23 protein-coding genes are annotated in these 26,698 nt (G+C 43.0%); 5 read left to right on the top strand and 18 right to left on the bottom strand.

Translation table 11 applies throughout. From position 1 onward, the window contains the following. Positions 1–134: 134 nt before the first annotated feature. Positions 135–398 carry a septation regulator SpoVG gene (spoVG, locus tag ACKVDP_RS06445; RefSeq protein WP_409227993.1) on the bottom strand — a complete coding sequence of 88 codons (264 nt, stop codon included), beginning with the start codon at positions 396–398 and terminating at the stop codon, positions 135–137. Positions 399–611: 213 nt separating this feature from the next. Here spoVG and murC point away from each other — a divergent pair, with 213 nt between their 5' ends. Further along, a complete protein-coding gene (murC, locus tag ACKVDP_RS06440; RefSeq protein ID WP_409227992.1) occupies positions 612–2,012 on the top strand; it encodes a UDP-N-acetylmuramate--L-alanine ligase in 1,401 nt (466 codons plus the stop codon). Positions 2,013–2,055: 43 nt separating this feature from the next. On the opposite strand, the gene ACKVDP_RS06435 is transcribed toward murC, so the two are convergent. The 7 genes from ACKVDP_RS06435 to ACKVDP_RS06405 form a co-directional block, all read right to left on the bottom strand. Continuing rightward, positions 2,056–3,159: a calcium/sodium antiporter gene (locus ACKVDP_RS06435; protein ID WP_409227991.1), complete on the bottom strand. Its 1,104-nt coding sequence runs from the start codon at positions 3,157–3,159 to the stop codon at positions 2,056–2,058. Between the two features lie 383 nt (positions 3,160–3,542). After that, positions 3,543–4,391: a 3-hydroxybutyryl-CoA dehydrogenase gene (locus ACKVDP_RS06430; protein ID WP_409227990.1), complete on the bottom strand. Its 849-nt coding sequence runs from the start codon at positions 4,389–4,391 to the stop codon at positions 3,543–3,545. A gap of 13 nt (positions 4,392–4,404) precedes the next feature. After that, complete coding sequence (locus ACKVDP_RS06425; RefSeq protein ID WP_409227989.1) at positions 4,405–5,184, bottom strand: short-chain-enoyl-CoA hydratase; 780 nt, start codon at positions 5,182–5,184, stop codon at positions 4,405–4,407. Between the two features lie 59 nt (positions 5,185–5,243). Then, positions 5,244–6,548 (bottom strand): glucose-6-phosphate isomerase, encoded by a 1,305-nt coding sequence (locus ACKVDP_RS06420; RefSeq protein WP_409227988.1) that lies wholly within the window; start codon positions 6,546–6,548, stop codon positions 5,244–5,246. A gap of 75 nt (positions 6,549–6,623) precedes the next feature. Further along, positions 6,624–7,754 (bottom strand): SpoIIE family protein phosphatase, encoded by a 1,131-nt coding sequence (locus ACKVDP_RS06415; protein WP_409227987.1) that lies wholly within the window; start codon positions 7,752–7,754, stop codon positions 6,624–6,626. Between the two features lie 195 nt (positions 7,755–7,949). Next, positions 7,950–8,474 carry a cob(I)yrinic acid a,c-diamide adenosyltransferase gene (locus ACKVDP_RS06410; protein ID WP_409227986.1) on the bottom strand — a complete coding sequence of 175 codons (525 nt, stop codon included), beginning with the start codon at positions 8,472–8,474 and terminating at the stop codon, positions 7,950–7,952. 15 nt (positions 8,475–8,489) lie between these two features. Then, complete coding sequence (locus ACKVDP_RS06405) at positions 8,490–9,620, bottom strand: THUMP domain-containing class I SAM-dependent RNA methyltransferase (RefSeq protein WP_409227985.1); 1,131 nt, start codon at positions 9,618–9,620, stop codon at positions 8,490–8,492. A 123-nt stretch (positions 9,621–9,743) separates the two neighbouring features. Here ACKVDP_RS06405 and ACKVDP_RS06400 point away from each other — a divergent pair, with 123 nt between their 5' ends. The 3 genes from ACKVDP_RS06400 (at position 9,744) to ACKVDP_RS06390 (ending at position 13,486) form a co-directional block, all read left to right on the top strand. Beyond that, positions 9,744–10,118 (top strand): class II SORL domain-containing protein, encoded by a 375-nt coding sequence (locus ACKVDP_RS06400; RefSeq protein WP_409227984.1) that lies wholly within the window; start codon positions 9,744–9,746, stop codon positions 10,116–10,118. 284 nt (positions 10,119–10,402) lie between these two features. Beyond that, positions 10,403–11,626 (top strand): tyrosine--tRNA ligase, encoded by a 1,224-nt coding sequence (gene tyrS / locus ACKVDP_RS06395; protein WP_409227983.1) that lies wholly within the window; start codon positions 10,403–10,405, stop codon positions 11,624–11,626. Positions 11,627–11,647: 21 nt separating this feature from the next. Further along, positions 11,648–13,486 (top strand): helix-turn-helix domain-containing protein, encoded by a 1,839-nt coding sequence (locus tag ACKVDP_RS06390; protein ID WP_409227982.1) that lies wholly within the window; start codon positions 11,648–11,650, stop codon positions 13,484–13,486. Positions 13,487–13,536: 50 nt separating this feature from the next. On the opposite strand, the gene ACKVDP_RS06385 is transcribed toward ACKVDP_RS06390, so the two are convergent. The 10 genes from ACKVDP_RS06385 to ACKVDP_RS06340 form a co-directional block, all read right to left on the bottom strand. Then, positions 13,537–14,700, bottom strand: a complete 1,164-nt coding sequence (locus tag ACKVDP_RS06385; protein ID WP_409227981.1) for a M20 family metallopeptidase — start codon at positions 14,698–14,700, stop codon at positions 13,537–13,539. Next, positions 14,700–15,938, bottom strand: coding sequence for a M20 family metallo-hydrolase (locus ACKVDP_RS06380; protein ID WP_409227980.1), 1,239 nt, complete (start codon positions 15,936–15,938; stop codon positions 14,700–14,702). The genes ACKVDP_RS06385 and ACKVDP_RS06380 overlap by 1 nt, the downstream gene beginning before the upstream one ends. A gap of 11 nt (positions 15,939–15,949) precedes the next feature. Beyond that, on the bottom strand, positions 15,950–16,366 hold the full coding sequence (locus ACKVDP_RS06375) for an OsmC family protein (protein ID WP_409227979.1): 417 nt from the start codon (positions 16,364–16,366) through the stop codon (positions 15,950–15,952). Between the two features lie 67 nt (positions 16,367–16,433). Further along, the gene (locus tag ACKVDP_RS06370) at positions 16,434–17,615 is read right to left on the bottom strand and encodes a hypothetical protein (protein ID WP_409227978.1); all 1,182 of its coding nucleotides are present in this window, start codon (positions 17,613–17,615) and stop codon (positions 16,434–16,436) included. 382 nt (positions 17,616–17,997) lie between these two features. Then, positions 17,998–18,780 (bottom strand): polyphenol oxidase family protein, encoded by a 783-nt coding sequence (locus ACKVDP_RS06365; protein ID WP_409227977.1) that lies wholly within the window; start codon positions 18,778–18,780, stop codon positions 17,998–18,000. Further along, the gene (locus ACKVDP_RS06360) at positions 18,770–19,369 is read right to left on the bottom strand and encodes a nucleotidyltransferase family protein (protein WP_409227976.1); all 600 of its coding nucleotides are present in this window, start codon (positions 19,367–19,369) and stop codon (positions 18,770–18,772) included. The genes ACKVDP_RS06365 and ACKVDP_RS06360 overlap by 11 nt, the downstream gene beginning before the upstream one ends. Next, on the bottom strand, positions 19,369–20,868 hold the full coding sequence (glpK, locus tag ACKVDP_RS06355) for a glycerol kinase GlpK (RefSeq protein WP_409227975.1): 1,500 nt from the start codon (positions 20,866–20,868) through the stop codon (positions 19,369–19,371). The genes ACKVDP_RS06360 and glpK overlap by 1 nt, the downstream gene beginning before the upstream one ends. Positions 20,869–20,975: 107 nt before the next feature. Then, positions 20,976–21,203, bottom strand: a complete 228-nt coding sequence (locus tag ACKVDP_RS06350) for a MoaD/ThiS family protein (protein ID WP_409227974.1) — start codon at positions 21,201–21,203, stop codon at positions 20,976–20,978. Then, entirely contained in the window at positions 21,203–22,993 is a 1,791-nt protein-coding gene (locus ACKVDP_RS06345) for an aldehyde ferredoxin oxidoreductase family protein (RefSeq protein ID WP_409227973.1), read from the bottom strand. The genes ACKVDP_RS06350 and ACKVDP_RS06345 overlap by 1 nt, the downstream gene beginning before the upstream one ends. A gap of 214 nt (positions 22,994–23,207) precedes the next feature. After that, positions 23,208–25,088: a sigma-54-dependent Fis family transcriptional regulator gene (locus ACKVDP_RS06340; protein ID WP_409227972.1), complete on the bottom strand. Its 1,881-nt coding sequence runs from the start codon at positions 25,086–25,088 to the stop codon at positions 23,208–23,210. A 200-nt stretch (positions 25,089–25,288) separates the two neighbouring features. Here ACKVDP_RS06340 and ACKVDP_RS06335 point away from each other — a divergent pair, with 200 nt between their 5' ends. Continuing rightward, on the top strand, positions 25,289–26,677 hold the full coding sequence (locus ACKVDP_RS06335; RefSeq protein WP_409227971.1) for an MATE family efflux transporter: 1,389 nt from the start codon (positions 25,289–25,291) through the stop codon (positions 26,675–26,677). Positions 26,678–26,698 lie beyond the last annotated feature (21 nt).

Genomic DNA, 26,698 nt, shown 5'->3' with positions numbered 1-26,698 from the left:
CTTATTAACACACCTTCCGCTGAGTTATTCCCTCCATATTATTTTAACCCATTTATTTTATAAGTCCACACCTAATTGAGAATTTGGCAAAAAAACAAAGCTTTTTTAGAGAATAAAAGAGCCCTTAGGCTCTTCTACTCCGCTGTTAAAGCTTTTTCATACTCCTCAAAAACTGCCTCTTGAATTTTTTGCCTAGTGGTGGCATTAATCGGGTGAGCGATGTCTCTGAATTCACCATCTGCCATTTTTCTACTTGGCATGGCAATAAACAATCCGTTCTGACCTTCAATAACCTTGATATCATGTACAACAAACTCCTCGTCGAACGTAACTGAAACTATTGCCTTCATTTTGCCTTCCTCTGTTACCTTCCTAACCCTTACGTCTGTAATCTTCATTGTCTCACCACCTTCCTCGACGGTTCTTTGCATATTACTATATTTATTCTACATTTCTTGCCGGATTCCTTCTTTTTTTTGAAAATTATAAATATTTTTTTCAAATTTGTTCTTTATATTTTTTTTTGATATGATATAATCATTCAATGTGTGTCCGGGTAATAATTTTTCGGGTGCTGAGAATGGAATTTGAATATACCAGGAGGAAATTAAATGTTTGATATAAATTTAGGAAGTCCCCAATACCGAAGGGTCCACTTTATCGGAATCGGTGGCATCAGTATGAGTGGGCTTGCCGAAATACTTATAAATAAAGGGTTCCAAGTATCCGGAACGGATACAACTGACAGTCCGATAGTTGAGCACTTGAGGGCCATAGGTGCTGAGATTTTCATAGGTCACAGTAAGGAGAACATAGGTGATGCGGATCTTATTGTCTACACTGATGCAATCTCACCTGACAACGAGGAGCTCCTGGCGGCAATCGATTCACCTGCACCTGTTATAGACAGGGCTGCTTTTTTGGGTGCTGTGATGAGAAACTACAAAAACTCCATCGCAGTTTCAGGAACTCACGGTAAAACCACAACCACAAGCATGATTGCAACCATCATTAACAATCCAAAGATCAATCCAACCATATTGCTTGGAGGAGAGCTGGATGATATCGGTGGAAACGTAAAGCTGGGTTCAGATGATTATCTTTTAACAGAGGCTTGTGAATACAAGGCAAATATCCTTAAATATTTTCCTTCAATCGCCATAGTCCTTAATATTGATGAGGACCACCTGGATTTCTTTAAGAGCATGGACCATATTTCAGATACCTTCAAGGGATATCTTTTGAATCTTTCAGAGGATGACCATGCCATACTAAACAACGACGATCCGTTGGTAAGGAAATTGATCCCCCAGTTGGGTTCAAAGGTTGTAACCTTCGGTATAGAAGTGGCTTCTGACTTTGAGGCCAGAAATATCAGATTCAATGAAAAGGGACTCCCAGTCTATGACCTGTATCTCAAGGGTGAGATATGGGAAACCATAAGCCTAAACGTTATGGGAACACACAATGTATACAACTCACTTGCAGCCATTGCTGCAACCTATCTATTAGGTATGGATTCAAGTGAAATATCGGAGAGGATATCTGCCTATAGAGGAGTGCACAGAAGACTTGAGCACAAGGGTTTTCTCGGAAACATAGAAATCATAGATGATTATGCCCATCATCCAACTGAAATCAAGGCCAGTCTAAGCGCCTTGAGAAATGCAACGGACAAGAGGATTTTCTGTATCTTCCAACCGCATACCTTTACAAGGACCAAAATTCTCCTTGATAGTTTTTCAGAGTCCTTCAAGGGTGCAGACAAGGTAATAATAGCGGATATCTACGCAGCAAGGGAAAAGGACCTTGGAGAAATCCACTCAAGAGAGCTTGCCATGAGAATCAGGGACAAGGGCTATGATGCAACCTACCTTGGTTCATTCGACGAGATAGAATCCTTTATTCTCAGAGAGACCACCGACAGTGATGTTGTGGTTACAATGGGAGCAGGAAATGTATTCAAGGTTGGGGACAATCTGCTTAAGAAGAACTTAAATAAGGTCATATGATTTTAAAGGGTCGCATCAAATTGATGCGACCCTTTCTTTATTATTATGAAATTACATTGGTCAGATTCATACCCAGATATGCAAGATATAAGGCTATAAGCAAAGCACCTTCCCACCTTCTGATTCTGCTTCCCTTGTTGATTGTCACAAATCTGAAGGTCAGAAGAATTATTGCCATTGCAGGGAAATGAACCCTATAGAAGATTGGCGGAACCAATAGGCCCTCTGGTGTTACAGCTGCCGAGACTCCAATTACAAACAGTACATTAAGTATGTCTGCACCAATTATGTTACCAACTGCAAGGTCGCCATGGCCCCTGAGTGCTGCCTTGACTGCAGTTGTAAGTTCCGGCAGGCTTGTTCCAAATGCCACCAGGGTCGCTGCTATTATGCTCTTGGGAACGCCCACTTTCAGTGCAGTCACCTCAACTGTTGGAATCAATATCTTTGATGAAAAAATTACTATTGCCATTCCCACTGCCATCAGAAGAAACCTCTTGATGATTTCCGATTTTGGTACCTCATCATTATCCTCATCACTACTTAGATAGGAGCTCTTCCTTGACTCCCTAAAGGACCAATACATATATGCAGCAAGCATTGCCACAAAGATGAATCCCATTTCCTGGGAGATTGTGCCTGCTCCTCCCGGCGAAAAAACTGGTAGTGAAAATGCTATCAAGAGCCCGGCTGATATCATCTTGACCCACCCCTGTATCCGTATGGAGCCTCTATCGATGTCGATTGGCCTTAGAACCGCTGCAAGCCCTATTATAAGTCCCGTATTGGCAATTATTGAGCCCACCGCATTACCAAGAGCCATGTCCGGACTTCCCTGAATGGCAGCCATGGTTGATACCGACAGCTCAGGCAAGGTTGTTCCAAGTGATACAATTGTGGCACCTATGATTGCCTTTGGAACCCTTAAATAACCTGACACAGCCACTGCTTCATCAATGAGCAGGTCAGCCCCTTTGCTTAAAGTGAATAGGCTTATTCCGATTATTGCAAGCAACACAATCACGGGCATTGGATTAATTATACCAAGAACCAGATCTTCCATTTCCATCTCCTTAATTTCATGTATAGCCTCCGCAGCTCCCAAACCTTGTTTTATCGCTGGGTTAGGCATTTCCCTCAGTCTCATTGCACAATTTCATTCTCCCTTCGGTCTATGAAATTGGCATTCGTTGCGTTTATGACTTGACCCAACGAGCCAAGCGAGTTGTTGGTAATTCAAACGTAATGAGCTCCAAATTTGTGTGAATTTCATGAGCAAACAAATTTGTGATGCGAAACTACGGAGAGACCTACCAGCAGCTCCAAAACTTCGTTTTATCGCTGGGTTAGGTCATAAATAAACTCTACAACTCCCCCTTGGGGAATTGTAGAGTCTCACACGATTTTGAACCACTTAAGCCAGGACAATTCCTGTCCGTTATTGGTGACTTAAGTTCCCGATCAGGGCAGTTACTCCCTCTAACAGACTGAATATATCATAAATACATCCATTTTGTCAATGGAGTGGATTTAATAAGTGTAGAAGCCCTTGCCTGTTTTTCTACCAAGAAGATTTCCTCTAACCATCTTTCTCATCAAAGGATGTGCCCTGTATTTTGAATCCTGGAATTCTTCGTAAAGAACATCCATGATTGCAAGGCATACATCAAGACCAACAAGATCACCAAGGGCAAGTGGCCCTATTGGGTGGTTTGCTCCAAGCTTCATGGCCTCGTCAATATCCTCTGCCGTTGCCACTCCGTCAGCCAATATTCCAACGGCTTCATTTATCATAGGGATAAGAATCCTGTTTACAACAAATCCGGGTGCTTCCTCAACCTCAACTGGTGTCTTGCCAAGGGATTTTGACAGCTCAACTATTTTGTCCTTGGTTTCTTCTGATGTTGCAAGTCCTTTTATGACCTCCACAAGCTTCATTAGGGGCACGGGATTGAAGAAGTGCATACCTATGACCTTGTCCGGTCTGCCTGTTGAATTTGCAATTTCAGTTATGGAAAGTGAGGATGTGTTTGTTGCAAGTATGGCTTCAGGCTTGCAGATTTCATCCAGCTTGCCGAATGTATCCTTCTTGACCTTCATGTCCTCAGATATTGCCTCAATAACAAGATCACTGTCTGAAACCTTGTTCAGGTCAGTGGTTATCTTTATGTTCTGAAGGGTCTTGTCCATCTGTTCCTGGCTTATCTTTTCCTTGTTGACAAGCTTGCTCAAAGCCTTTTCTATTGGTGCAACACTTCCCCTTGGCTTGTCAGGGTCGATAGACCTAACCCATATGGTCACCTCTATGTCCTTCTGGGCAAATATCTGAACGATACCCAATGCCATTGTCCCTCTTCCCAACACACTTACCTTTTTCATAAAGCACCTCCACTTATTTTACCTTGAATTCAGGCCTTCTTTTCTCCCCAAATGCTTTCATTCCTTCCTTCTGGTCCTCTGTTGAAAAACAAAGACCGAAAAGGTTCCTTTCAATTTCCATTCCTGTTTCCATGTCGGTTTCAAAGCTTCTATTTATGGACTGTTTGGAATATCTGACTGCAAGCTGAGCATTTGAAGCTATCATTTTAGCCATTTCCATGGCAGTCCCCATCAAGTCTTCAGGCTCGGCAACCCTATTTACCAGACCAATCTGAAGAGCCTCATCAGCCTTTATTATACTCCCAGTGTAGATAAGCTCCTTGGCCTTGGCCAATCCTACATGACGTGACAATCTGACCGTTCCACCAAATCCTGGGGTAACACCAAGTCCGACCTCAGGTTGACCAAACTTTGCTTTTGTGGATGCAACCCTAATATCACATGCCATAGCAAGCTCGCAGCCACCTCCTAGTGCAAAGCCGTTAACCGCTGCAATCACTGGCTTCTCCATGATCTCCATTTCCCTGAAGGCCTTAAGTCCAGTCTCTGCAAAGGATCTTGCCTGAACTGAATCCATGGTACTCATCTCTGAAATATCAGCTCCTGCAACGAATGCCTTTCCTTCTCCAGTTAAAATAAGAACGTAAATATCCTCGTCATTCTTTACCTGTTCCACAGCTGCCAGCAGCTCCTTCAACACCTCTGTGTTGAGGGAATTCATAGCTTCCGGTCTGTTGATCCGTAGAACACCTATGTTATCTTCCTTGTTAAGAATCAAATGTTTAAACTCCAACGGAATCCCTCCTTGTCCAATATTTATCATACCAGTGATAGACTGATTAATCAAGGGGATTAATAGCCTTCTTTCCCTAGGAGTTTGAACATATTGCTCTTGTAGGCTTCAACTCCTGGTTGGTCAAAAGGATTCACTCCCTGAAGGTATCCAGAGATTGCACAGGCCTTTTCGAAAAAGTATATCAACTTTCCAAAGTGGAACTCATCAAGCCTTGGCAGGGAAATTATAAGATTAGGTACATTCCCTTCAAGATGTGCCAAAAGTGTTCCTTCGAAGGCCTTTCTGTTTACATGACCAATTGTCTTACCCTTAAGATAATTCAAGCCGTCAAGATTTTCCTCATCCTCGGTTATTTCCAGATCCTTCTGGGCGCTTTCCAGAACTATGCTTGTTTCGAATATATTCCTTTTACCGTCCTGTATCAGCTGACCCATGGAATGAAGGTCTGCAGTGAAGTTGACACTGGCCGGGAATAATCCCTTCCCATCCTTGCCTTCAGACTCACCATACAGCTGCTTCCACCATTCTCCCAGGTATTGCAGTCCAGGCTCGTAATTTACCAAAATCTCAATTTCCTTTCCCCTTCTATGGAGAATCTGTCTTGCAACTGCATACTGGTAGCATCTATTTTCATCAATATTTGGATTTCCATACTGAATTGCAGCTTCGTGAGCACCCTCCATCAGCTGGTCTATGTCAATTCCAGCCACTGCAAGAGGAAGCAGTCCAACTGGTGTGAGAACTGAATATCTTCCACCGATGTCATCAGGAATCACAAATGTCTCATAACCTTCATTGGTAGCCAATGTCTTCAATGCACCCTTGCTCTTGTCCGTGGTTGCAAAAATCCTGTTCTTTGCTTCCTCCTTGCCGTACTTTTCCTCCAGATGAGATTTAAGTATCCTAAAGGCTATTGCAGGTTCTGTGGTAGTCCCCGATTTGGAGATTACATTTACATAGATTTCCTTGTCATCAAGGGTTTCCATAAGATCCGTCATATACTTTGGAGACATGTTATTTCCTGCAAAGTAAATCTGTGGTGCATTTCTAGTCTCCTTTGGAAGAAGGTTGTGGAAGGTGTGGGTCAGTGCTTCAAAGGCTGCGCGAGCACCCAGGTAGGAGCCACCGATTCCAACCACTATGAAAACATCCGCCTTCTGTCTTATACTACTTGCAACGGTCTTAATCTTTTCATATTCCTGTCTGTCATATTTTTCTGTCCAATCCAGCCATCCTATGAACTCGTTTCCAGGTCCTTCACCATCGTGCAGAAGATTGTGCGCTTCCTTCAGGAATGGTTTCATAAACTCAACCTCATGCTTTTTGATAAAGCTCTTTGAATAATCAAAACCAACAGTCATATTACCCCTCCTAGAGTTTTATATATCCCACTTCCCCTAATCAATGAAAACAAAACCTAGAATAAGTATTCTAGGTTAATCTACTACTTCCACCAACACCAGGGCATAATCGTCATCCTGTTCCCCCCAGCTGTGGATTATAAACTTATCTTCAACTTCCTTTAGAATGTTGTCAGGATTTTTCTGGACAGTCTCCAAAACTCCCTCTATTCCAAACTGCTTGTCATTGTGGTCTCTAGCCTCTGTTATCCCATCAGTGTAAAGCAGTATTTTATCTCCAAGATTCAATTTGATTTCCTTCTCCTTGTATTCAACCTTTTCAAAGAGCAATGTAATTGGGTAACCCTTGATTTTCAAAGGTTCAATCTCCTCTGAGTTGAATTTTATCGGATAGCAGTTATGTCCTGCGTTTGAGTAGGTGAATCTGTGAGTAACCTTGTTGTATACTCCATAGAATATTGTAAAATACTTGTCTGCCTCAAGCTCCAGGATGCTAAACCTCTTATGAAGCTCCTCAAGTGCAAGTGCTGGACTCAAAACCTCATCCTTTATGCTCCTCATTGCCTGCTTAATAAACATGGTCATCATTGAAGCCGCTATCCCATGCCCTGCCACATCGCATATATATATTCCTATGTTTGCCTCGTCTATATAGAAAAGGTCAAACATATCCCCACTGAGCATCTCAGATGCCTGGTAGACATAGTCAATCCTAAGGTTCTCAACGATTCCTCTCTTGGGCAGGACCCTTTCCTGAATCCTTCTTGCAAAATGCAGATCCCGACTCATCTTCTTGTTTCTTTCAATCAGCTCAAGTTCCAGCTTTCTCTCTCTGGTGACATTTCTGAACACCTCAACTGCACCGGCAATCTCTCCATTCTGATTTTTTACAGGTGAGCTCTTCACGGAATAGTACTGACCCTGGATTATTTCCTCTTTTTGGACGGTTTCCCCTGTCTCTATGCTTCTGCTTGTAATACAAAATCCACATTTCTGATTTCTGCAGTGGACCTTGTAGCAGTCACTTCCCACGATGTCCTCTCCAAGTGCATCCTTCATGGCAGCATTTGCAAATATGACCTTGCCATTCTTATCAATTACCCTGACCCAGTCGGCCATTCCTTCAAGGACGCGATAATTCAATAATCCATAGGGGATATATGATAAATCTTCAGATACGTCTATTTCCTTTTTTTCTTCAATCATAATAATCACCTCTTTGAGGTCGTTAATATTTAAACTGTCATGTCACATCCAGCAATGCTAAATATTTGGTGACTATTATCATTGTATCTCATATCAGAGCATTTTTCCACAACTAAATTAATGCTAATCTCCTAATTAGATGGCTTTTTCAGAGCTTTGTACAGGAAAACAATTTCACCAGCTCCCCTTGGCAAATCAATCGTATTTTACCGCTCTTTGCTCCTCCTCTGAATACCTGGCCATTGCATAAATTGCATCTGATAATCTGTTAACATACTTCACAACCAAGGGATCCACCTCAGCAACTCCCGTAAGTGAGATTATCCTTCTTTCAGCCCTTCTGCAAACCGTCCTTGCTACATGCAGATAGGCTGAGGATATGTTTGATCCTGGAATTATAAAGCCCGTTGGGTCGTTAAGTCTTCCCATATACTCATCAATTGTATCCTCAAGGTACTTTATGTCCTCCTCCTTCATTCTATGGGCAACCTTTGATTGGTCTTCAGTGGCAAGATTTGTTGCCACGGTAAAAAGCTTGTTCTGAATGGTATAGATCCGTTCCCTCAGCTCTTGGTCTACATAGTTCTTTGCAAGCCCCAGAAAAGTTCCCAGTTCGTCAACTGTACCGTAGCTTTCAACCCTTATGTCATCTTTTGTAACCCTTTTGTTGTCAAACAAAGAAGTTTTCCCCTTGTCTCCTGTCTTAGTATAGATTCCCATTTAAACCATCCTTTCTTATTCAGGCCTTGGACCATAAAATTGGTAGAAGTCCACCTTGATTCTCCCATTGTAAAGCTTCCTCTTCCTGTCAGCCTTCTTGCCGTAGAGCGTTTCAAAATTTTCATTTGAGGTGATGGAATAGATTGACCAGGTTGGATGGTCACTGAACTTTTTCCCAAAGTCCCTGTAGAGCTGCTCTACCTCTTCACGGTCCCCCATCCTTTCACCATATGGCGGATTGGTTATTACCACTCCGTAGTCTTCCTGCAAATCAACGTCTCTCATATCCTTCATGAAAAAAGCTATGTCATCCTCAAGCCCCACATTTGCAGCGTTGTCCCTGGCCCTAAGAATTGACCTCTTATCTGTATCCGAACCAAGCAGGTGGAGTGTTGAGTCGTGGTCAATCTTTCTCATAGCCTCAACTCTTTCCACGGACCAGTATTCCTTTGGAATTATACCCCAATATTCCGCATCAAACTTTCTATCAAGTCCCGGAGCAATATTTTTGCCTATCATGGCAGCCTCAATCAGTATTGTTCCTGAACCACAGAAGGGATCAAAAAGTACCCTATCCTTGTTCCAGTAGCTTAGCATAACCATTGCAGCAGCAAGGGTCTCCTTTATTGGGGCATCTCCAGCTCTGTCCCTGTAGCCTCTCTTGTGGAGTCCTTCGCCTGATGTATCGATTGTCAGTGTAGCGATATCCTTTAATAGGGCAACCTCTACTCTGTATCTGGCCCCTGATTTTTCAAACCATTCTACAGGATACTTGGTCTTGAGTCTCTCAACAATGGCTTTTTCTACAATTCTTTGGCTGTCCGATATGCTGTATAGCTGGGATTTGACGCTCTTTCCCTCCACTATGAAGTTCCCGTCCTCAGGAATCCAGTCCTCCCATGGCAACGATTTGGTCTTCTCGAACAGTTCATCAAAGGTTAAAGCCTTGAATTCTCCCATTTTCACAAGAACCCTTTCTGCCGTTCTCAGCCACAGATTGGCTCTAGGTATATCCCTTAGGGTTCCCTTGAAGGAAATCTTCCCATTTTCGACATTTATGTCATCCACTCCCAGTTCAATCAGTTCTCTCTTCGTAACTGCCTCCAATCCAAATGTGGTGGTGGCGATCATTTCAACTCTATCCATACAATTCTCTCCCCTCTTGTTCTATTATACCAACCAAATGGCATCTTTAATAATAAATTTGTGTTTTTTAGGTCTTTTCGGGTATACATTTCAGTAGATAATTCAAAAGAAGGAGGAATGAGCATGTCAATCGGTAATTTTTATCAAAGCGGAGACTGGAAAGGTGAAAAACACGTTCCTGTTATCCACGCACCTGAGATGGTTAAGAATGGGGAAGAGGTCGAGGTTAAGGTTCTTGTAGGCGAGGAGATTCCACATCCTAACACCCTGGAGCACTACATAGCTTGGATAAAGGTATATTTCAAGCCTGAGGAAGGTAAATTCCCAGTGGAAATAGGCACCTACACATTTGCTGCACATGGAGAATCAGAGCTTTTCACAGCTCCATACCTTACTACTAAGTTTAAGGTTTCAGCACCCGGTACACTTTATGCAACAAGCTACTGCAACATCCACGGATTGTGGGAAAACAGCATGGAAATCAAGGTGGAGGACTAATCAGTCCTCTTTTTCTTTTCTTGACAAGGGTCTCTACATATAATAATATGTTATTAAATTCATAGGGACAATGAAGGGTACAAGTAGATTATGTGATGCATCTTCACAGAGAGTGAGCCGTGGTGGGAGGCTGACAGATGGCACATTATCCAAATACAGCCTGGAGTCTGCAGGGAATTTCACACCATACGTGATAAGAGGCTTTATGTGAATTAAGGTGGTACCACGGGTTTTCTCGTCCTTTAGATGAGAAGACCCTTTATTTTTTTGTAAGGAGGAATATTATGAGAAATGTTTTTGACGTATTGGAGGAAAGAGGCTACATTGATCAGGCCACGGATGAAGAGGCTTTAAGGGAGCTTCTGGAAAAGGAGTCAGTTGCCTTTTACATTGGATTTGACGCTACTGCCGACAGCCTTACACTGGGTCATTTCCTGCAGATCATGGTAATGATGCACATGCAAAGAGCAGGTCACAGACCAATTGCACTTCTGGGAGGCGGCACAACCATGATAGGCGACCCTTCGGGAAAATCCGACATGAGAAGGGTTCTCACCAGAGAGATGATCGATTACAACGCATCAAGGTTCAAGGAGCAATTTTCAAGATTTATCGATTTCAGCGAGGGAAAGGCATTTATGCCAAACAATGCAGACTGGCTGATGGACCTTAATTTTGTGGAATTCATGAGGGAAATCGGAGTTCACTTCTCCGTAAACAGGATGCTTACCTTTGATTGCTACAAAAATCGACTGGAAAAGGGACTTACCTTCTTTGAGTTCGGATACATGCTGATGCAAAGCTATGACTTCCTGCACCTTTACAGAACCTATGACTGCAAGCTTCAGCTTGGAGGAAGCGACCAGTGGTCCAATATCCTGGGAGGCTACGAGCTTGTAAGAAAGCTGGAGCAGGACAAGGTCTATGGAATGACCTTTAAGCTTCTGACCACCGCAGCGGGAACCAAAATGGGCAAAACGGAAAAGGGAACCATTTGGATGGACAAGGAAAAGACATCACCATATGAGCTTTTCCAGTACCTTCGAAATGTGGATGACAGGGATGTGGAGAAATTTCTTGCCCTGCTTACCTTCCTGCCTATGGATGAGGTTAGAAGACTTGGTTCTCTTGAAGGTGCTGAAATAAACAAGGCAAAGGAAGTACTTGCCTATGAGGTTACAAATATGATCCACGGCAAGGAAGAGGCTGACGGAGCCTTGGAGGCAGCCAAGGCACTCTTCGCTGACGGAATGGATGAAAGCAGCGTTCCTTCAACTCAAATGAATTCGGATAGGTTCAAAGACGGAATCGGAATCCTTGACCTTATGAGAGAGGTTGGAATGATAAAGTCAAACAGTGAGGGAAGGCGTCTTGTTCAGCAAGGTGGAGTAACCATCAACGGCGAGAAGGTGGATGCTGTGGACAGGATGGTTACCATTGCGGATTTCAAGGACGGTAAAATCCTTATCAAGAAGGGCAAAAAAACCTACCACCAGGTACAAATCTAAATACTGAAAGGTAGATTTATTATGACGGATTCAACACAGAGAATAAAGGAGCTTCATAACATACTGGAGGCAACCAAGCTCCTCAACGCTTCCAGAGATTTGGACTTCATTTTGAAAGAGCTTATGAATACGGCCTTAAGGTTGATAAAGAGGGCGGACATAGGTATAATTTTCCTTTATGATAAATCTGATGACCTGCTTAAATCCAAGTTTTCCTTTGGCTTTGACGATATGAAGGTTTCGTTAAAGCCAGGGGAATCAATTACCGGGATAACCTTCAACCAGAAAAGTACACTTCATCTTACCTCTCCAGAGGAGGTTCATGAGGCAATGTCGTCCATGTCCAGTGACACCAAGGAGATGCTCCACAAAAGGATAATCCGTCCCATGGATAACCTCCTTAGCGCCATCAGCTGCCCCCTTATCCACGAAGAGGAGTGCATAGGTGTACTCGTTCTGGATAATTACATGGGAGGGGAGCCTTTTACAGAGGATGATGTGTATCTGGCAGAATTGATTTCAGTCCAGGCTACCATCGCCATTAGGAATGCTGAAAACTACTCACGGGAGATCGAGGCCCAGAACTCCCTTAAGGAGTATAGCCAGCTAGTGGAGATGGAAAAAAACAGATACCAGTATTCCACTTTTCTTCACAACAAGTTCACTGAAATGATTCTAAACAGAAATTCATCCGATGATATTATCAGGGAGGTTTCACAGCTTCTTCAAACGGATATCTTTATAATAGACCTTTTTTATACAATCGTTTCCTACGCGGGAAACCATCATGAAATGAGAGATGAGCTGGAGGATATCAAGCGGTCAATATTGAAGTACATGTCTTCTGAGGGAGAGACAATCCATTACAACAATGACCTTCATTTGTGGATTATGCTCTATCCCATATTTGTATCGGGAGATGTCTTTGGGTGGATCGGTATGTTAATGGATGAAGACCATCTGTCAGAACTGGATAGGATTGTTGTTGAAAAATGCTCAAATGTTGTTGCCCTGGAAATACTTAAGGACTACGATATGTCAAATCTTGAGCAGTCAATCAGAGGAGACTATTTCGACAATCTCTTAAAGGGTAATCCCATGAACCTGGACAACAAGTTCCATGAAAGATATAGGATTGACTTTAGCCATCCACACAGGATGATTCTGGTTAACCTGGTTTACCAGAAAAAGGACAATCCAGCATACAAATACTTCAGATACTTTTACCAGGCTGTCAATGCACTGGCACTTCAGACCTTCAAGAGGAGTCTTGCCATACAGAAGCGAAATCTCATCATAATACTAATTGACGACAATGACAGCTTTAACAGGGAAATAATGAAGACCTTCCACAAAAGCATTACCGAGACTGTGGAAAAGTTGGAATCTCGAGCTAAAATCCATTCCAGCTGTGTTTCCATAGTAAGTGAAAAAATAAATAGCTATGATGAATTCAGGAGCATCTATGAAAGGACCTATAAACTGTTTGAAATCATACCAGGTAATCAGACTTCAGATTGTCACTTCTATGAGGATTATCAGGTCAAGAAGATACTGCTGAAGAACGACAAGCATGATCTTGTGGCCTTTTCCAGAAAGGTTCTGGCGCCAGTCTTTGATTATTCACATTCCTCCAGGATTGAGCTGTTCGAGACCCTGAAAACCTACATCTTCAGTGGAGGGAACTGGACCAAGACAAAAAATGATCTTCATATACACGGAAACACCCTCACCTACAGATTGAACAGAATAAAGGAGCTTATGGACGCAGATATAGATGACTACCAAACAAGGCTTAGAATTCAATTGGCACTGGAGATAACTGAAATATACAATGAAATTCTGGACGAAATAAAATAATGCTGTGGGTTCATGAACCCACAGCATTATTTGTCTGTCTAGATTACGGTTTAGTTGTTTAGGAAATCCAGTGCAAATTGTGCATATAACTCAGCTGCTCTTCCAAGGGCATCCTCATCGATGTTGAATTTTGGATGGTGATGTGGATGGTATTCGTGCTTGTCTTCATTCTTTGATCCAACAAAGGCAAATATTGAAGGTGCATACTCTGAAAAGAATGCAAAGTCCTCTCCACCTGTTGTCTTTTCAAACTTCACCAATGAGTCCTCACCGCGAAGCTTCTTTACTGTTTCTGCAGCCAATTCAGACATACTTGCTTCATTTATTGTAGGAATTGTCATTTGAGTGTACTCTACCCTTGCCTTTGCCCTGTAGGCTTCCGCAGTGTTTTCAACTACCCTTTTGACCATTCCTTCAAATGCATCATTTATTTCCATGGAAAAGCATCTTGTGGTTCCCTCCATGTATGCATCTCCTGAAATTACATTCCAACGGGTACCGCTTTTGATCATTCCAACGCTTACCACTGCAGGATCCAAGGGATTTGTCTCCCTGCTGGCAATGGACTGAAGGTTCATTACAATTGCAGATGCAACAACTGCAGCATCAACTGTCTGGTGTGGCATGGAGCCGTGTCCGCCCTTTCCTTCTACATATACCTTGAACATACCGGTTGATGCCATTCTTGGGCCTGCTTCAACAGAAATCTTCCCTGTCTCCACATCATTCCAGATATGGATTCCCATAATACCATCGACGCCTTCCATGGCTCCGTCCTTGATCATTGCAAGGGCTCCTTGGGCAATCTCCTCTCCAGGCTGGAAAAGAAGCTTAACTGTTCCATTGAATTCATCCTTCATATCGTTAAGAACCTTTGCAGCTGTAAGAAGTCCAGCTGTATGCGCATCATGTCCGCAGGCATGCATTACGCCTTCAATCTTTGACTTGTATTCAACCTCATTGAGCTCAGCGACCTCAAGTGCATCCATGTCCGCCCTAAGGGCTATGGTTTTTCCTTCTCCTTTGCCTTTAATCAAGCCAACTACACCTGTGCCACCACATTTTTCTGCAGGTATTCCCATTTTTTCAAGCTCTTCCATTACCCTTTTCTGTGTGTTATATTCCTTCATGCTTGGTTCGGGATTCATATGGAATTCCCTTCTCATTGTGATGGAATAGTCCCTGTACTTTTCTACAAGCTCTCTAACCTTCATTATTTTGCCTCCCCTAATTTTAGTATAGTATCATAAATCAATTCAATCCCTTTTTGGAGCTGGTCGTAGTCAGTCCATTCCTCCTTGCAATGGCTTCTCCCATCCTTGCTTGGAACAAATATCAATCCCACTTCAGTTACTTCTGCCATTACCATTGCATCATGCCCTGCTCCACTTAGCATGTTTCTATAGGAGAAATTCTTTTCCTCTGCAGATTCCTTAAAGAGTCGAACCATTTCCTCATTCATCTTTACAGGCTTAACATCAAGCATCTCAGTTACCGTATAGGTTACATCCGTGCCCTTTGTCAAGCTGTCCAGCCTGTCCATAATCTTCTTCTTTACATTCCTTATGCTGGCTTCATCCTTTGATCTGATGTCAACAGTGAATACCGCCTGGGCTGGTACTATGTTTGCAGCCCCTGGCTTGATTTCAAGAACCCCTACCGTAGCTACCGTACCGTTATTTTCAGGCTCTGGGTATGAATCAATTTCAGAGATAGCCTTTGAGGCCACCCCAAGGGCATCTGCTCTCATGTTCATTGGTGTTGTCCCTGCATGATCCGGTCTCCCGTTAACCTGTATCTTGAACTCGTTGATACCCACTATGAAGTCTACAATCCCTACATCTTTGCCTTCATTCTCTAGAATTGGTCCCTGCTCGATGTGCAACTCGATAAAGGCTTTTACGTCTTCCCTGTTTCTCTTGGTTTCAGCGATCTTCTCCGGTTCAAAGCCGAATTCCCTAAGGGCTTGAGCCATTGTAACCCCGTCCTTGTCCTTGTTTCTTTCCAATTGCGCAAGGTCCACAAGTCCGGCCATGGCACGACTTCCGAAAACCCCGGACCCAAATCTTCCACCTTCCTCCTCGATCATAGCCACAAATTCCAAAGGAAATTTGGTTTTAATGTTGTTCTCCTCAAGGGCTCTGAATATTTCCAGAGCCATCACTACACCCGCTGGACCATCAAAGTTTCCACCATTCTTCACCGAGTCAAAATGTGACCCAATCATTATCACTGGAGCATCAGGATCTGTTCCCTCTCTTCTTGCAAACAGGGTCCCCGCATTGTCCTCGTAGATTTTTACATTTAGCTTACCTAGCTGGTCCTTCAGGTATTCCCTTGCCATTCTGTCCTCCTCGGTCAGGGAAAATCTGGTCAGCCCACCCTCATTGCTGCTATTGAATTTTGCCAGTTCTTCTATGTCCTTCTTAATTCTTTCAACCTTTGTGTTCATAAATCAGCCTCCTAAAGAATCTTTGCCTTATATACAAGCTTGCAGGTTTTACCCAGGATTGCACTGACATTGCAGTACTTCTCCTCAGCAAGCTTAATAGCCCTTTCTAGCTTATCCATTTCCAGGTCATCACCTGAAAATTTGAAAACCACCCTTATTTCCTCGTATATCCTAGGAACAGTGCTTTCATCCATGTCAGCCTCTATTTCAAGATCCAATCCTGTTAATGAAACCTTCATCTTATCCAATATTATTTTGACATCAACACCCATGCATCCACCAAGTCCGGCAAGCAGCAGGGGCATGGGTCTGAAGCCCGCATTGTCTCCACCTGACTCCTCACCCAGATCCATCAAGACTTCATGGCCCAGCTCATCCCTGGCAACGAATGTCATGTTCTCTTTCCAGGAGCATTTCATCTTTTGCATACGATCCCACCTTTTGGCCTTATTTTTTATATTGTATAAAAAGCGCCTCAGGAGGCGCTTTTTATTGCTAAATCAGATTTACGAATATTCCTGCAATTATTACGGATACGATTGTTACAGTTGTAAATCCTCCAACAAGCATCTTTGGAAGCATTTCATCCATAAGGAATTCCCTTTCCTCAGGAGTTTCTCCCAAGGCCTTTGAAGCTTCCTCAGTAAGGATATAGTTTGGCGGGAAACCATAGAGTGCAGTCAGTGCAACTGCAAATGCCATTTCCTTCGTATACCCCAGTCTCTTTCCAAGAACCATTGAAAGGATTGCCATACCTGAAACACCTAGAACTATTATTCCCATAAGAGGAACAACAATCTCCATTAGCATTGCAGGGGTCGCTCTTGCCAATCCTGCAAATACGTAGGACATAAGCACTGTGATAAGGAATCCAAACGAGCCAGATGTATTAAGAGGTTTTTGCTCCACAAAACCAATTTCCTGTGCTATAACTCCAAACAATAGACACATTACAAATGCTGAAATGTTTATGATCGGTGCTATCAAGCCTGAAAAAGCAACTGCAGCCCAGGCAGTCAAGCCAAGTCTTGCTAGTGTAACATAGGTTGTTTGATAGTCCTTTGGTACCTGTGGCAGAAGCTTCTTCTTAACAGGCTTATCAACTACTACCTCTTCCTTGACGTGCTTGATCTCTCCGCTTCTGAATCCGTTTACAAGCCTTGTTCCTTCCTTCTTAAGCATGATTGAAGTCAAAGGATATCCAACAAATCCCTGCATAACGTATGTAATAATTGCAAGTATTGCCAGGTTGTCTCTTCCGATTGCAGTTGCAGCGTCACTCATCACTATAGCCGCTACAATACCTCCAGTAAGTGGTGGAGTTGCTATTACAGCTGTTTCTCTTCCAAATACAGCAGCTCCAATTGTCATTGTAAGGGACATTATACCAACTATACCTATAAGTGCGATTAGAATTGTTCTCCACTGTCCTGCAAGCTCTCTTACTGACATCATTGTACCCATGTGTGTGATCAAAAGGTACATTGACAATGTGACCACAGGCATCTGGAATCCAGCCAGGAATACAATGTCCTCTGGGAAGAATGTCCAGAAACCGAATAAAAACAATAATGCTGCCACGAAAACTGACGGTACAAATGCTTTTGTTTTAGTGGAGACTACATCTCCCAAAGCTAGTACAATCAACACTGTTGAAAATGCCATCATTAAACTCATATAATTCCTCCTTCATCTTTATTTAGCACAGTATACCATTAAATACTCCAAATGTATATGGTGTCAAGAACAAAATTTTTTAGCATTTTTTGAATAATTATATGTGATTGTTAGATATTTTTTTATCAATCGTCTACTTAACCCCTTGCTTTTTCACATTTTTTCTTTTATAATTGTATTGTAAAGATTAATAAATATAAATTTTTTGATATGTTTTGTTATATTTTTATCAAATTTGCTTTTTTCATGGTCTTTTTGAGATTCTTTGGTAAATCTTCCCCTCTTTGCATTTACTAGACTCAAACTGGAAAGACCCCTCTACATAGGTAGGTTCAAACAACATAAGAAGGGCTTCCCGGTTGGGAAGCCCTTCTTATGTCATTCAGTCACCAAGGACCGTAAAAAGTCCCATTAGCCCATAATTCTGTTTGTCCCTTCTATAGGAGTGGCATAGGTCATCCCTTTCGTAGGTCGATATATCAATTACAGTTATGTTCTTCTCATTAATTCCAGACTCAAGAAGCATTCTTCTGTTTACTTCCTGGAGATGGATAAGATACTTATCATCTGTTGCTTTTCTTACCAAATCACTCCACTGATCAAACTCCCGCATAAACAGACTGCTTACATCATCCCTAACAGAAAAATCGTCCTTTCCTATTGCAGGTCCTATGACAGCGATAATGTCTTTCGCGGATGATCCATATTCATTCAACATAGCCTCCATACCGTTTTGTACTATTCTTTCAAGGGTTCCTTTCCAGCCTGAATGGATGTTTGCCTGGACCATCCTTACCGGATCAAATAAAATTACCGGGACACAGTCGGCAAATCTTGTCAGCAGTGCCACTTCTTTCATATTCGTGACGAGTCCGTCGGTATTTGGAATAAACCTCCCAAAAGCTCCTCCCTTTCCCTCCTGCAATGTGTGCAGGGTCTTTATGTTTCCTGTATGAGCCTGATATCCATTGTAAAGCAGCTTTGGTTTTTCTCCCATAAACTCATAGGCCTCATTTATATAGCTTTGAAGCAGATCCCTGTCAGGATTTGTACTTGAACCCACATCCATATCCCTTGTGGTGAAGCAATGCTTAAGTCCCATTTCCTGTAGCTTTGGCAAATACAAAAATCTTTTTCCATTAAACTCTTGAACTCTATAATCCATTGTCTATTCTGTCCTTCCTGTGAATTAACTCCCTGTATTGGGTTTCAGTATCTATGTCACAAACATCCAGATGATCCTTTACATGGTACCAATGGATATCATCCTTGTTTCCGCTAATAATCTCAAAGCCACCCTTTTCGCCGTAAACCTGTTCAAGGTCTTCACGATATTTTTTTGAAAAAAGAATAGGCATTTGTATTTCTCCATCCAAAGTTGGAATTATGATTCCTTTTCCCGAAGCTGCAAAGGCATGGGTCAATCCATTTACAAGGGAACAGGAAAGGAATGGTTGGTCACCTGCAATAAACAGATAGCCGTCACCCGTTGCCTTTTTTAGCCCGCTTTTAACGCTTTCGGCCTGACCCAGGCGAGCCTTGGTATTCTTAATGGTTTCAACCCCATATCTCTTGCCTATCTCAGCAACCCTTGCATTTCTATAGACAAGTATTATCTTGGAAAGCCTCGACCTAAGCGCTGTCTTTACAACCCTCTCAACCACAAGGTCCTGCCCGATGGGAAGGAGCAGTTTGTCCCTGCCCATTCTTCTGGAAAATCCAGCTGCAAGTATTATTCCGTCTATTTTAGGCATCAGTCTTCTCCTTTCCAACCAAGTGACCTTTCAACAGCCTTCTTCCAGCGACTGTATAAATTGGCTCGTTCCACTTCATCCATGGATGGGACATATCTCCTGTCAAGATTCCAGTTGTTTACAATCTCATCCTTATCGGACCAGTATCCCACTGCCAGACCTGCAAGATATGCTGCACCAAGTGCCGTAGTCTCCCTTGTAACTGGTCTTTCCACATCCAGATTCAGAATGTCTGACTGAAACTGCATGAGGAAGTTGTTCTCCACGGCTCCACCATCCACCCTAAGGGTCTTCAAGGAAATACCAGAATCCTTTTCCATCGCCTCAAGCACATCCCTTGTCTGATATGCTATTGACTCAAGTGCCGCCCTTACGATGTGGTCAGCTGTTGTGTCCCTTGTCATGCCCACAATTGTACCTCTTGCATACATGTCCCAATGGGGCGCTCCAATTCCAACAAATGCCGGTACCATAAAAACACCATTGGTACTCTTTACCCTAGAGGCAAGTTCCTCGGATTCCGCTGCGCTACGGATAAGCTTAAGGCCGTCCCTAAGCCACTGAACCACGGCGCCTGCAACAAAGATGCTCCCCTCCAATGCATAGGTCACCTTGCCATCGATTCCCCAGGCAATGGTTGTTATAAGACCTCTGTCTGATTCTATTGGCTCTTCACCTGTGTTCATAAGCATAAAGCAGCCTGTTCCGTAGGTATTCTTGACCATTCCCTTCTCAAAGCAGGCCTGTCCAAAAAGTGCTGACTGCTGGTCCCCTGCAATTCCTCCAATTGGAATCCTTGCACCAAAGCCCTTCTCATCCGTATAACCGAATATACCAGATGAATCCATTACCTGCGGTAGCATCTCTGCCGGTATGTTCAACTCATCAAGAAGTTTCCTATCCCACTCCAGACTTCTTATGTTGTAGAGCATGGTTCTGGACGCATTTGAGTAATCGGTCTTATGGACCTTTCCCCCTGTCAGGTTCCAAAGGAGCCAAGTATCTACAGTTCCAAAAATCAGGTCTCCCTTTTCCGCCTTTCCCCTTGCACCCTTAACATTGTCAAGAATCCATTGAATCTTGGTTCCAGAAAAATATGCATCAATGAGGAGTCCTGTATTCTTTCTAACATAATCTGAAAGTCCCCTCTTCTTCAGCTCTTCGCAATACCCGGCAGTCCTTCTACATTGCCACACAATGGCGTTGTAGACCGGCCTTCCCGTTTTCTTATCCCATACTATAGTGGTTTCCCTCTGATTTGTTATCCCTATGGCGGCAATTTCATCAGGGGTTACGGAAGCACTGTCCATAACCTCCCTTATTACACCTGACTGAGTCCCCCAAATTTCCATGGGGTCGTGTTCAACCCAGGCTTCCTGAGGGTAGAACTGCTTAAACTCCTTTTGTGCCATTCCAAAGATTTTACCTTCCTTGTCAAACAGTATAGCTCTTGAACTTGTTGTACCCTGGTCCAATGCGAGGATATAATCCTTACCCATTGCGCTCACCTCTTTGCCCTTTTGTTAATTATATCAATAATCTGGATGATTTCATTGTTTTCCGTGAAATTTTTCCACAAAAAGAAGAAGCCCCTTCAGGCTTCCTCTTATCCCCCTCCAACAGGAGGGAAAAGGGACACTACATCCCCGTCCTTCAATTTGCTCTCAGGAGGTGTTCTTATTCCGTTTACCAGAAGAATTGCTACATCCTCAAGATCTACTCCAACCTGATCAAGAAGGCTATCCACACTTGTATCTTCCGCTACCTCCAGAGTTTCCTTCTTCTTGTCATCAATTCTGAGTGTGGCAAAATATCTGACCTCAACCTTTATCATTACAATCCCAGTTCCTTCAGTTTAGCTTCGGTAGGAATTCCATCCTCACCCCAGCCTCTTTCCTTATAGTATTCTCCAAGCATTTCATCAAGCTTGTTTACCCAGCCCTTGCTTGGACCTTCAGGAATTGGATCCTCAAGAAGTCTCTTTGGCAGTGTGTCTTCAGCTGGAGTAACTCCCGCAAGAAGGTTGAACTGCTTCTCTATGTTGTAGATTCTGTCTCCAATTGCCAGTAAATCTTTTCCAGTAAAGTCTGTTCCAGCTATAACATTGTACATCTCTGCGTAGTCATCCGCACCCAGTGCAAATGATGTAAACAGGCAAACTCCAAGGGAGTCTATTGTAGCTGTTAGATCCTGGAATATCTTAACCCAGCTTGGCTTGCTCTTGACATCAAATCTGTCTAGCTGCTCAGGAAGTCCCAGTATCTCTGGAGATATTGTATAGCCTCTAACGTGACAGCCTCCTCTGTTGCTTGTTGCGTAGTTAAGACCAATTCCCATTATTCCTCTTGGGTCATAGGCTGGCATCTCAAGCTTCTTAACAGTCATTGACAATTCAGGCACTCCGTAGCCTTCTGTCAATCTGTATGATCCTTTTGCCATTTTCGCACCAAGTCCCTGACCATAGCCCATTCTCTTAACCCATTCAGCTATGTCTGTTCCATTTCCAAACTCAAGTTTAAGTCCGTCAAGCTCGTCATCCTTGATATGTCCTTTCTGATACAGCTCAATTGCAGCTGCTATTGTTGCACCGGCTGAAATGGTGTCGATTCCCATTTCATTGCACCAATAGTTGGCCATGATGATTGAATCCATATCGCTGATTCCACAGTCTGATCCGAATGACCATAGAGTCTCATACTCAGGTCCTCCACCTTCCCAATCTCCTGACTTAACGTATCTTCCGCAGCCGATTGGGCATCTGTAGCATGCTGTTCTCTTGATAAGGTATTTGTCCGCCAAGGTCTCTCCACTTATTTCGTCAGCCTTGTCAAATTGGGCTTCCTGGAAGTTGTTTGTTGGAAGTGATCCCAGCTCGTTCAGTATGTTTACAAGTACTGCAGTACCATAGGTAGGAAGTCCCTCTCCTGTTACTCCATTTTCCTTTATTTTAGCCAATTGCTTCTTGTTCAGTTCCTTGACCCTGTCTTGATCAGGTACATCAGGCTTTCCGGACCCCTTGACAACGATTGCCTTAAGGTTCTTGGAACCCATTACAGCTCCTACTCCTGATCTGCCTGCCGCTCTGTCCTCGTCGTTCATTATTGCAGCAATATGTGAAAGATTTTCTCCACCAGGTCCTATCGCAAGTACTTTACAACCATCTGCATGCTTCTCCTCCAGCTTCTTGGTGGTGTTTGAAACTGTAGTTCCCCAAATGTCAGCAGCTGAAAGAATCTCAACCTTGTCATCCTCAATACTTAGATAGACAGGCTCTTCAGCTTTTCCTTCAAAGGCTATTATGTCCCAACCAGCAAACTTAAACTCCGCTCCCCATTTACCTCCTGAGTTTGAGGATGCAATTGTGTTTGAAAGGGGTGATTTAGTTACAACCATGTACCTTCCACCTGTCGCAACAGGGTTTCCAGTCATCGGGCCAGTAACCACAAATAGCTTGTTTTCAGGACTCAACGGATCCACCTTTGGATCAACCTCATCCATCATCATCTTGGTTCCTAGTCCTCTACCACCGATGAATTTTTTTGCCATTTCCAGGTCCAGGTCTTCAGTTTTCCATGTTCCATCTGTCAGATTCACTCTAAGAATTTTACCATTGTAACCATACATATGTATCCATCCTCCTTCTTTTTTCTTTGCTACCACCTATAATTAGTTGCAAAATTTATGCCAACTTTTTCCCGATGAAAGAAGTTGGCACAATGGCTATTTTTTAACTATTCTAATAATTCAAGCTTCTCAGCTGTCATCTGACAGGAAGCGTCGTTCCATATTGGAGCAATAATTGGCATATTTTGCTGTTCCACAATAGATCACTGTTTCATTATGGAGCGTTTATGCCGTATTTTTCGATTTTCCTATATAAGGTGTTTCTGCCGATACCAAGTTTTTTTGCGGCCAAGGTTATATTTCCTTCATATTTCCTTAAAATCCTCTTGATATGGTAGGACTCCATGTCCTCCAGCGTCAGGTCTTCAGCCACCTTTGCAGCGGTTGCTGTGGGTTCTTGCTTATGGAAGCTGTCCGTGGGCAGTGATTCAGTATTGATTATCAACTCCACCAGATTCTCCAGTTCCCTAATATTGCCGGGCCAATCGTGATCTTTTAGCATTTCCATGTAGTAATCCGGTACGTGCACCGGCTTCTTGCTTAGCCTTCTGGCCTTGCGATTCATGAAAAAATCAAAAAGCAGTGGAATATCCCCAGGTCTTTCTCTCAGAGGAGGCAACCTCAATGGAAGAACGTTTAGCCTGTAATAAAGGTCCTTCCTGAAGTTTCCCCTGTCAACCTCCTCCCGGAGATTCTTGTTTGTGGCTGCAATTATCCTTACGTCAACGGGTATTTCAATTGATCCCCCAACTCTACGGACGTTACCTTCCTCTATTACTCGGAGAAGCCTGGTCTGAAGCTCATAAGGCATTTCTCCAATTTCATCCAGAAACAAGGTTCCCCCATCGGCAATTTCGAATTTTCCCGGCTGTCCCTCCGTTTTTGCACCTGTAAATGCTCCACCAACATATCCAAATAGCTCAGATTCGATGAGATTCTTTGGAATTGCTCCACAGTTAAGTGCCACAAAAGGCTCATTTTTCCTATCACTTTCATTCTGAATGGACTGGGCAAATATTTCCTTACCCGTACCACTTTCTCCCATTATCAAAACTGTAGATTTGGAGTCCGCAACTTTCCTTGCAAACTCAATTACCCTAAGAAAATCCGGATCCTCTCCTATCACCTTTTCAAATGTGTATACGGCTCGTGAGCCGGTAACCTTGTTGGCAAGCTTTCTCATTTTCTTGACATCCTTGACGACAAAAACAATCTCATAGGGAATACCGCCCTCACCCATTACGGGATATGCACTGAGGTTTACCTCATTTTTGTTGGTGGCAAGATTGATGTATACATCCTCCTGGTAAATGCTTTCACCATTTTCGATCCTGTGAACGATGTCCTTCCAGTCAGGAAATAGCTCCATTCCAGTTACTCCATTGAACTCTTCCTTTGAATAACCCAATATCCTAAATGTATAATCATTTGCCAGGACAACCTTTCCATACATATCCACTGTGAAAATCCCGGACGGCAGGGAATTGATGATCGTATCCAGGTATCGTTCCATCTTTTCATGCAGATCCGAGCAATCGATATGTCTGATCATATATTCAATTGCCGAGGCTGCTGCGGCAACCATCCCAAGGGTATGGGAATTGACCAGCTCCATGCTACCGGTCAAATCAATGCACCCGATAATAGTCCCTTCATTATCTCGTATGGGAGCACCTGAGCATGTCCAGTTCTGAAGGATTCTAAGAACGTGTTCCTCCCCTGTCACCTGAAGGGGGTAGCCCTCCTTGATGGATGTACCCATGCCATTTGTACCAGCATCCTCCTCACTCATATAGGCTCCAGGCACCAACCAGGTTTCGTGGGCTTTTTGCAGCATGTCCTCATTACCTGTTATATTCAGTATACAACCTTCCCTATCAGTTAGTATAACCAGAAATTCAGAATCCTTCACAAAGGAGTAGAGTTGATTGATAAATGGCTCTGAAACCGATATCAGCCTATGGTTGTTTGTTATCAGACCATTTAGCTCCTTTTGCGACAGAATTCTCTTGCTCTTTCTCTGATTAGGGTTTATTCCGTAGGCCAAGCTTCTTCTATTGGATTCCACTATAAAGTCCCTGTCTTTATTTGCCATTAAAGTCCTCCCTAAAAATCAGTTGCAGTATTTATACTCCTTACTCTTTACTTTTAATTTATCAAGTCAACAGATAAAAGTCAAAGAAAACCGGTTGGTGTTGGTAATATGCGTGTAATGTAGTATAATTATCTAATGATAATCAAGCTATAAATATAGCTCCTTCACTTTTTGGAGGGGCATGAACAGAGGGTGCTGATATGGATAAGAACAAGACAAATAGCCAAAGGGCTTTAAGGCTTGGAAATGAGCCAATATGGAGTCTGCTTCTGAGATTTTCAATTCCTGCCATAGTGGGCATGATGGTGAATGCCCTTTACAATATTGTTGACAGGATTTTTATTGGCCGTGGCGTAAATAGCATAGCCATTGGCGGAATATACATAGGAATGCCAATAATGCTTATACTGATGGCTTTTTCAATGCTTGTGGGAATCGGCGGGAACACACTGGTTTCAATCAGACTGGGAGAAGGTAAAAAGGATGAGGCAGACAAGATAGCAAGCAACTCACTTATGCTACTTATCATAATTGGGATCCTGTTGGGAGCAGCAGGGTTATTGTTCCTGGAACCCCTTCTCAGGACTTTTGGTGCCAGTGACTCAAACATAATGTATTCAATGGATTACATGAGAGTCATCCTTCTGGGTGCACCCTTTCAGGCAATAGGCTTTGGAATGAACAATTTTATAAGAGGGGAAGGAAATCCCAAGATAGCAATGATGACAATGCTCATAGGTGCTGGACTCAACATGCTCCTGGATCCTCTTTTCATCTTTGTCTTCAACATGGGCGTACAAGGAGCTGCACTTGCCACAATCATATCCCAATTTGTTTCAGCTACGTGGGTATTGAGATACTTTCTGACAGGGAGCAGCATCCTTGACCTGAAAAGGGAATATCTGTTGCTTAAGCTGGAATATGTGAAAAAGATTTTCGGAAACGGATTCGCACCCTTTAGCATGCAAATTGCAGCCAGCATGGTTACTGCCCTATATAATACAAATCTTCAGATCCACGGGGGAGATCTTGCCACCTCCAGCATGGGAGTAATCAACTCTGTTGCCATGATGATACTGATGCCGGTATTTGGAATAAATCAGGGCTCCCAACCTATTATGGGCTACAATTACGGAGCAAGACAATATGATCGGGTTAAAAAGACTCTTCTTTATGCCACTTTGATGGCCACAGCAATAACAACGACAGGATTCCTGATTGTCCAGTTTTTCCCCGATGCAATAATATTGCTTTTCACTGGTGCTGAAGGAGCCCAATCAGGATTGCTTCCCATAGCCGTACCTGGCATAAAGACACTACTTTTCATGTTCCCAATAGTTGGTTTTCAGATTGTAAGCACCTCTTATTTTCAGGCTACGGGAAAGCCAAAGCAGGCTATGCTACTGAGTCTTTCAAGACAGGTTTTGGTTCTCATACCTGCACTGCTTATACTACCAAACATTTTTGGTTTGAGAGGTGTTTGGATTGCTGGCCCCCTGGCTGATTTTACAGCGTCCCTCATTACAGGAATACTGGTATTTTATTCCATAAGACAGCTTAATTCACAAGCAAAAAAAGGACTGATCTAACCTAAGGGTAGATTCAGTCCT

This window comes from Gudongella ferriphila (assembly GCF_046224405.1).
In the GTDB taxonomy this organism is placed as follows: Bacteria; Bacillota; Clostridia; order Tissierellales; family Tissierellaceae; genus Gudongella.
This window is presented reverse-complemented; position numbering and strand designations above follow the sequence as displayed.

Excerpts from the sequence above, each read along its gene's own strand:
- ACKVDP_RS06335 (WP_409227971.1), top strand. The coding sequence starts at position 25,289 with ATGGATAAGAACAAGACAAATAGCCAAAGGGCTTTAAGGCTTGGAAAT.
- ACKVDP_RS06420 (WP_409227988.1), bottom strand. The coding sequence starts at position 6,548 with ATGACTGTTGGTTTTGATTATTCAAAGAGCTTTATCAAAAAGCATGAG.
- spoVG (WP_409227993.1), bottom strand. The coding sequence starts at position 398 with ATGAAGATTACAGACGTAAGGGTTAGGAAGGTAACAGAGGAAGGCAAA.
- ACKVDP_RS06410 (WP_409227986.1), bottom strand. The coding sequence starts at position 8,474 with ATGGGAATCTATACTAAGACAGGAGACAAGGGGAAAACTTCTTTGTTT.
- tyrS (WP_409227983.1), top strand. The coding sequence starts at position 10,403 with ATGAGAAATGTTTTTGACGTATTGGAGGAAAGAGGCTACATTGATCAG.
- ACKVDP_RS06350 (WP_409227974.1), bottom strand. The coding sequence starts at position 21,203 with ATGATAAAGGTTGAGGTCAGATATTTTGCCACACTCAGAATTGATGAC.
- ACKVDP_RS06365 (WP_409227977.1), bottom strand. The coding sequence starts at position 18,780 with ATGGATTATAGAGTTCAAGAGTTTAATGGAAAAAGATTTTTGTATTTG.
- ACKVDP_RS06340 (WP_409227972.1), bottom strand. The coding sequence starts at position 25,088 with ATGGCAAATAAAGACAGGGACTTTATAGTGGAATCCAATAGAAGAAGC.
- ACKVDP_RS06390 (WP_409227982.1), top strand. The coding sequence starts at position 11,648 with ATGACGGATTCAACACAGAGAATAAAGGAGCTTCATAACATACTGGAG.
- ACKVDP_RS06435 (WP_409227991.1), bottom strand. The coding sequence starts at position 3,159 with ATGAGACTGAGGGAAATGCCTAACCCAGCGATAAAACAAGGTTTGGGA.
- ACKVDP_RS06430 (WP_409227990.1), bottom strand. The coding sequence starts at position 4,391 with ATGAAAAAGGTAAGTGTGTTGGGAAGAGGGACAATGGCATTGGGTATC.
- ACKVDP_RS06370 (WP_409227978.1), bottom strand. The coding sequence starts at position 17,615 with ATGAGTTTAATGATGGCATTTTCAACAGTGTTGATTGTACTAGCTTTG.
- ACKVDP_RS06380 (WP_409227980.1), bottom strand. The coding sequence starts at position 15,938 with ATGAACACAAAGGTTGAAAGAATTAAGAAGGACATAGAAGAACTGGCA.
- ACKVDP_RS06400 (WP_409227984.1), top strand. The coding sequence starts at position 9,744 with ATGTCAATCGGTAATTTTTATCAAAGCGGAGACTGGAAAGGTGAAAAA.
- ACKVDP_RS06375 (WP_409227979.1), bottom strand. The coding sequence starts at position 16,366 with ATGCAAAAGATGAAATGCTCCTGGAAAGAGAACATGACATTCGTTGCC.
- ACKVDP_RS06415 (WP_409227987.1), bottom strand. The coding sequence starts at position 7,754 with ATGATTGAAGAAAAAAAGGAAATAGACGTATCTGAAGATTTATCATAT.
- murC (WP_409227992.1), top strand. The coding sequence starts at position 612 with ATGTTTGATATAAATTTAGGAAGTCCCCAATACCGAAGGGTCCACTTT.
- ACKVDP_RS06385 (WP_409227981.1), bottom strand. The coding sequence starts at position 14,700 with ATGAAGGTTAGAGAGCTTGTAGAAAAGTACAGGGACTATTCCATCACA.
- glpK (WP_409227975.1), bottom strand. The coding sequence starts at position 20,868 with ATGGGTAAGGATTATATCCTCGCATTGGACCAGGGTACAACAAGTTCA.
- ACKVDP_RS06405 (WP_409227985.1), bottom strand. The coding sequence starts at position 9,620 with ATGGATAGAGTTGAAATGATCGCCACCACCACATTTGGATTGGAGGCA.
- ACKVDP_RS06345 (WP_409227973.1), bottom strand. The coding sequence starts at position 22,993 with ATGTATGGTTACAATGGTAAAATTCTTAGAGTGAATCTGACAGATGGA.
- ACKVDP_RS06360 (WP_409227976.1), bottom strand. The coding sequence starts at position 19,369 with ATGCCTAAAATAGACGGAATAATACTTGCAGCTGGATTTTCCAGAAGA.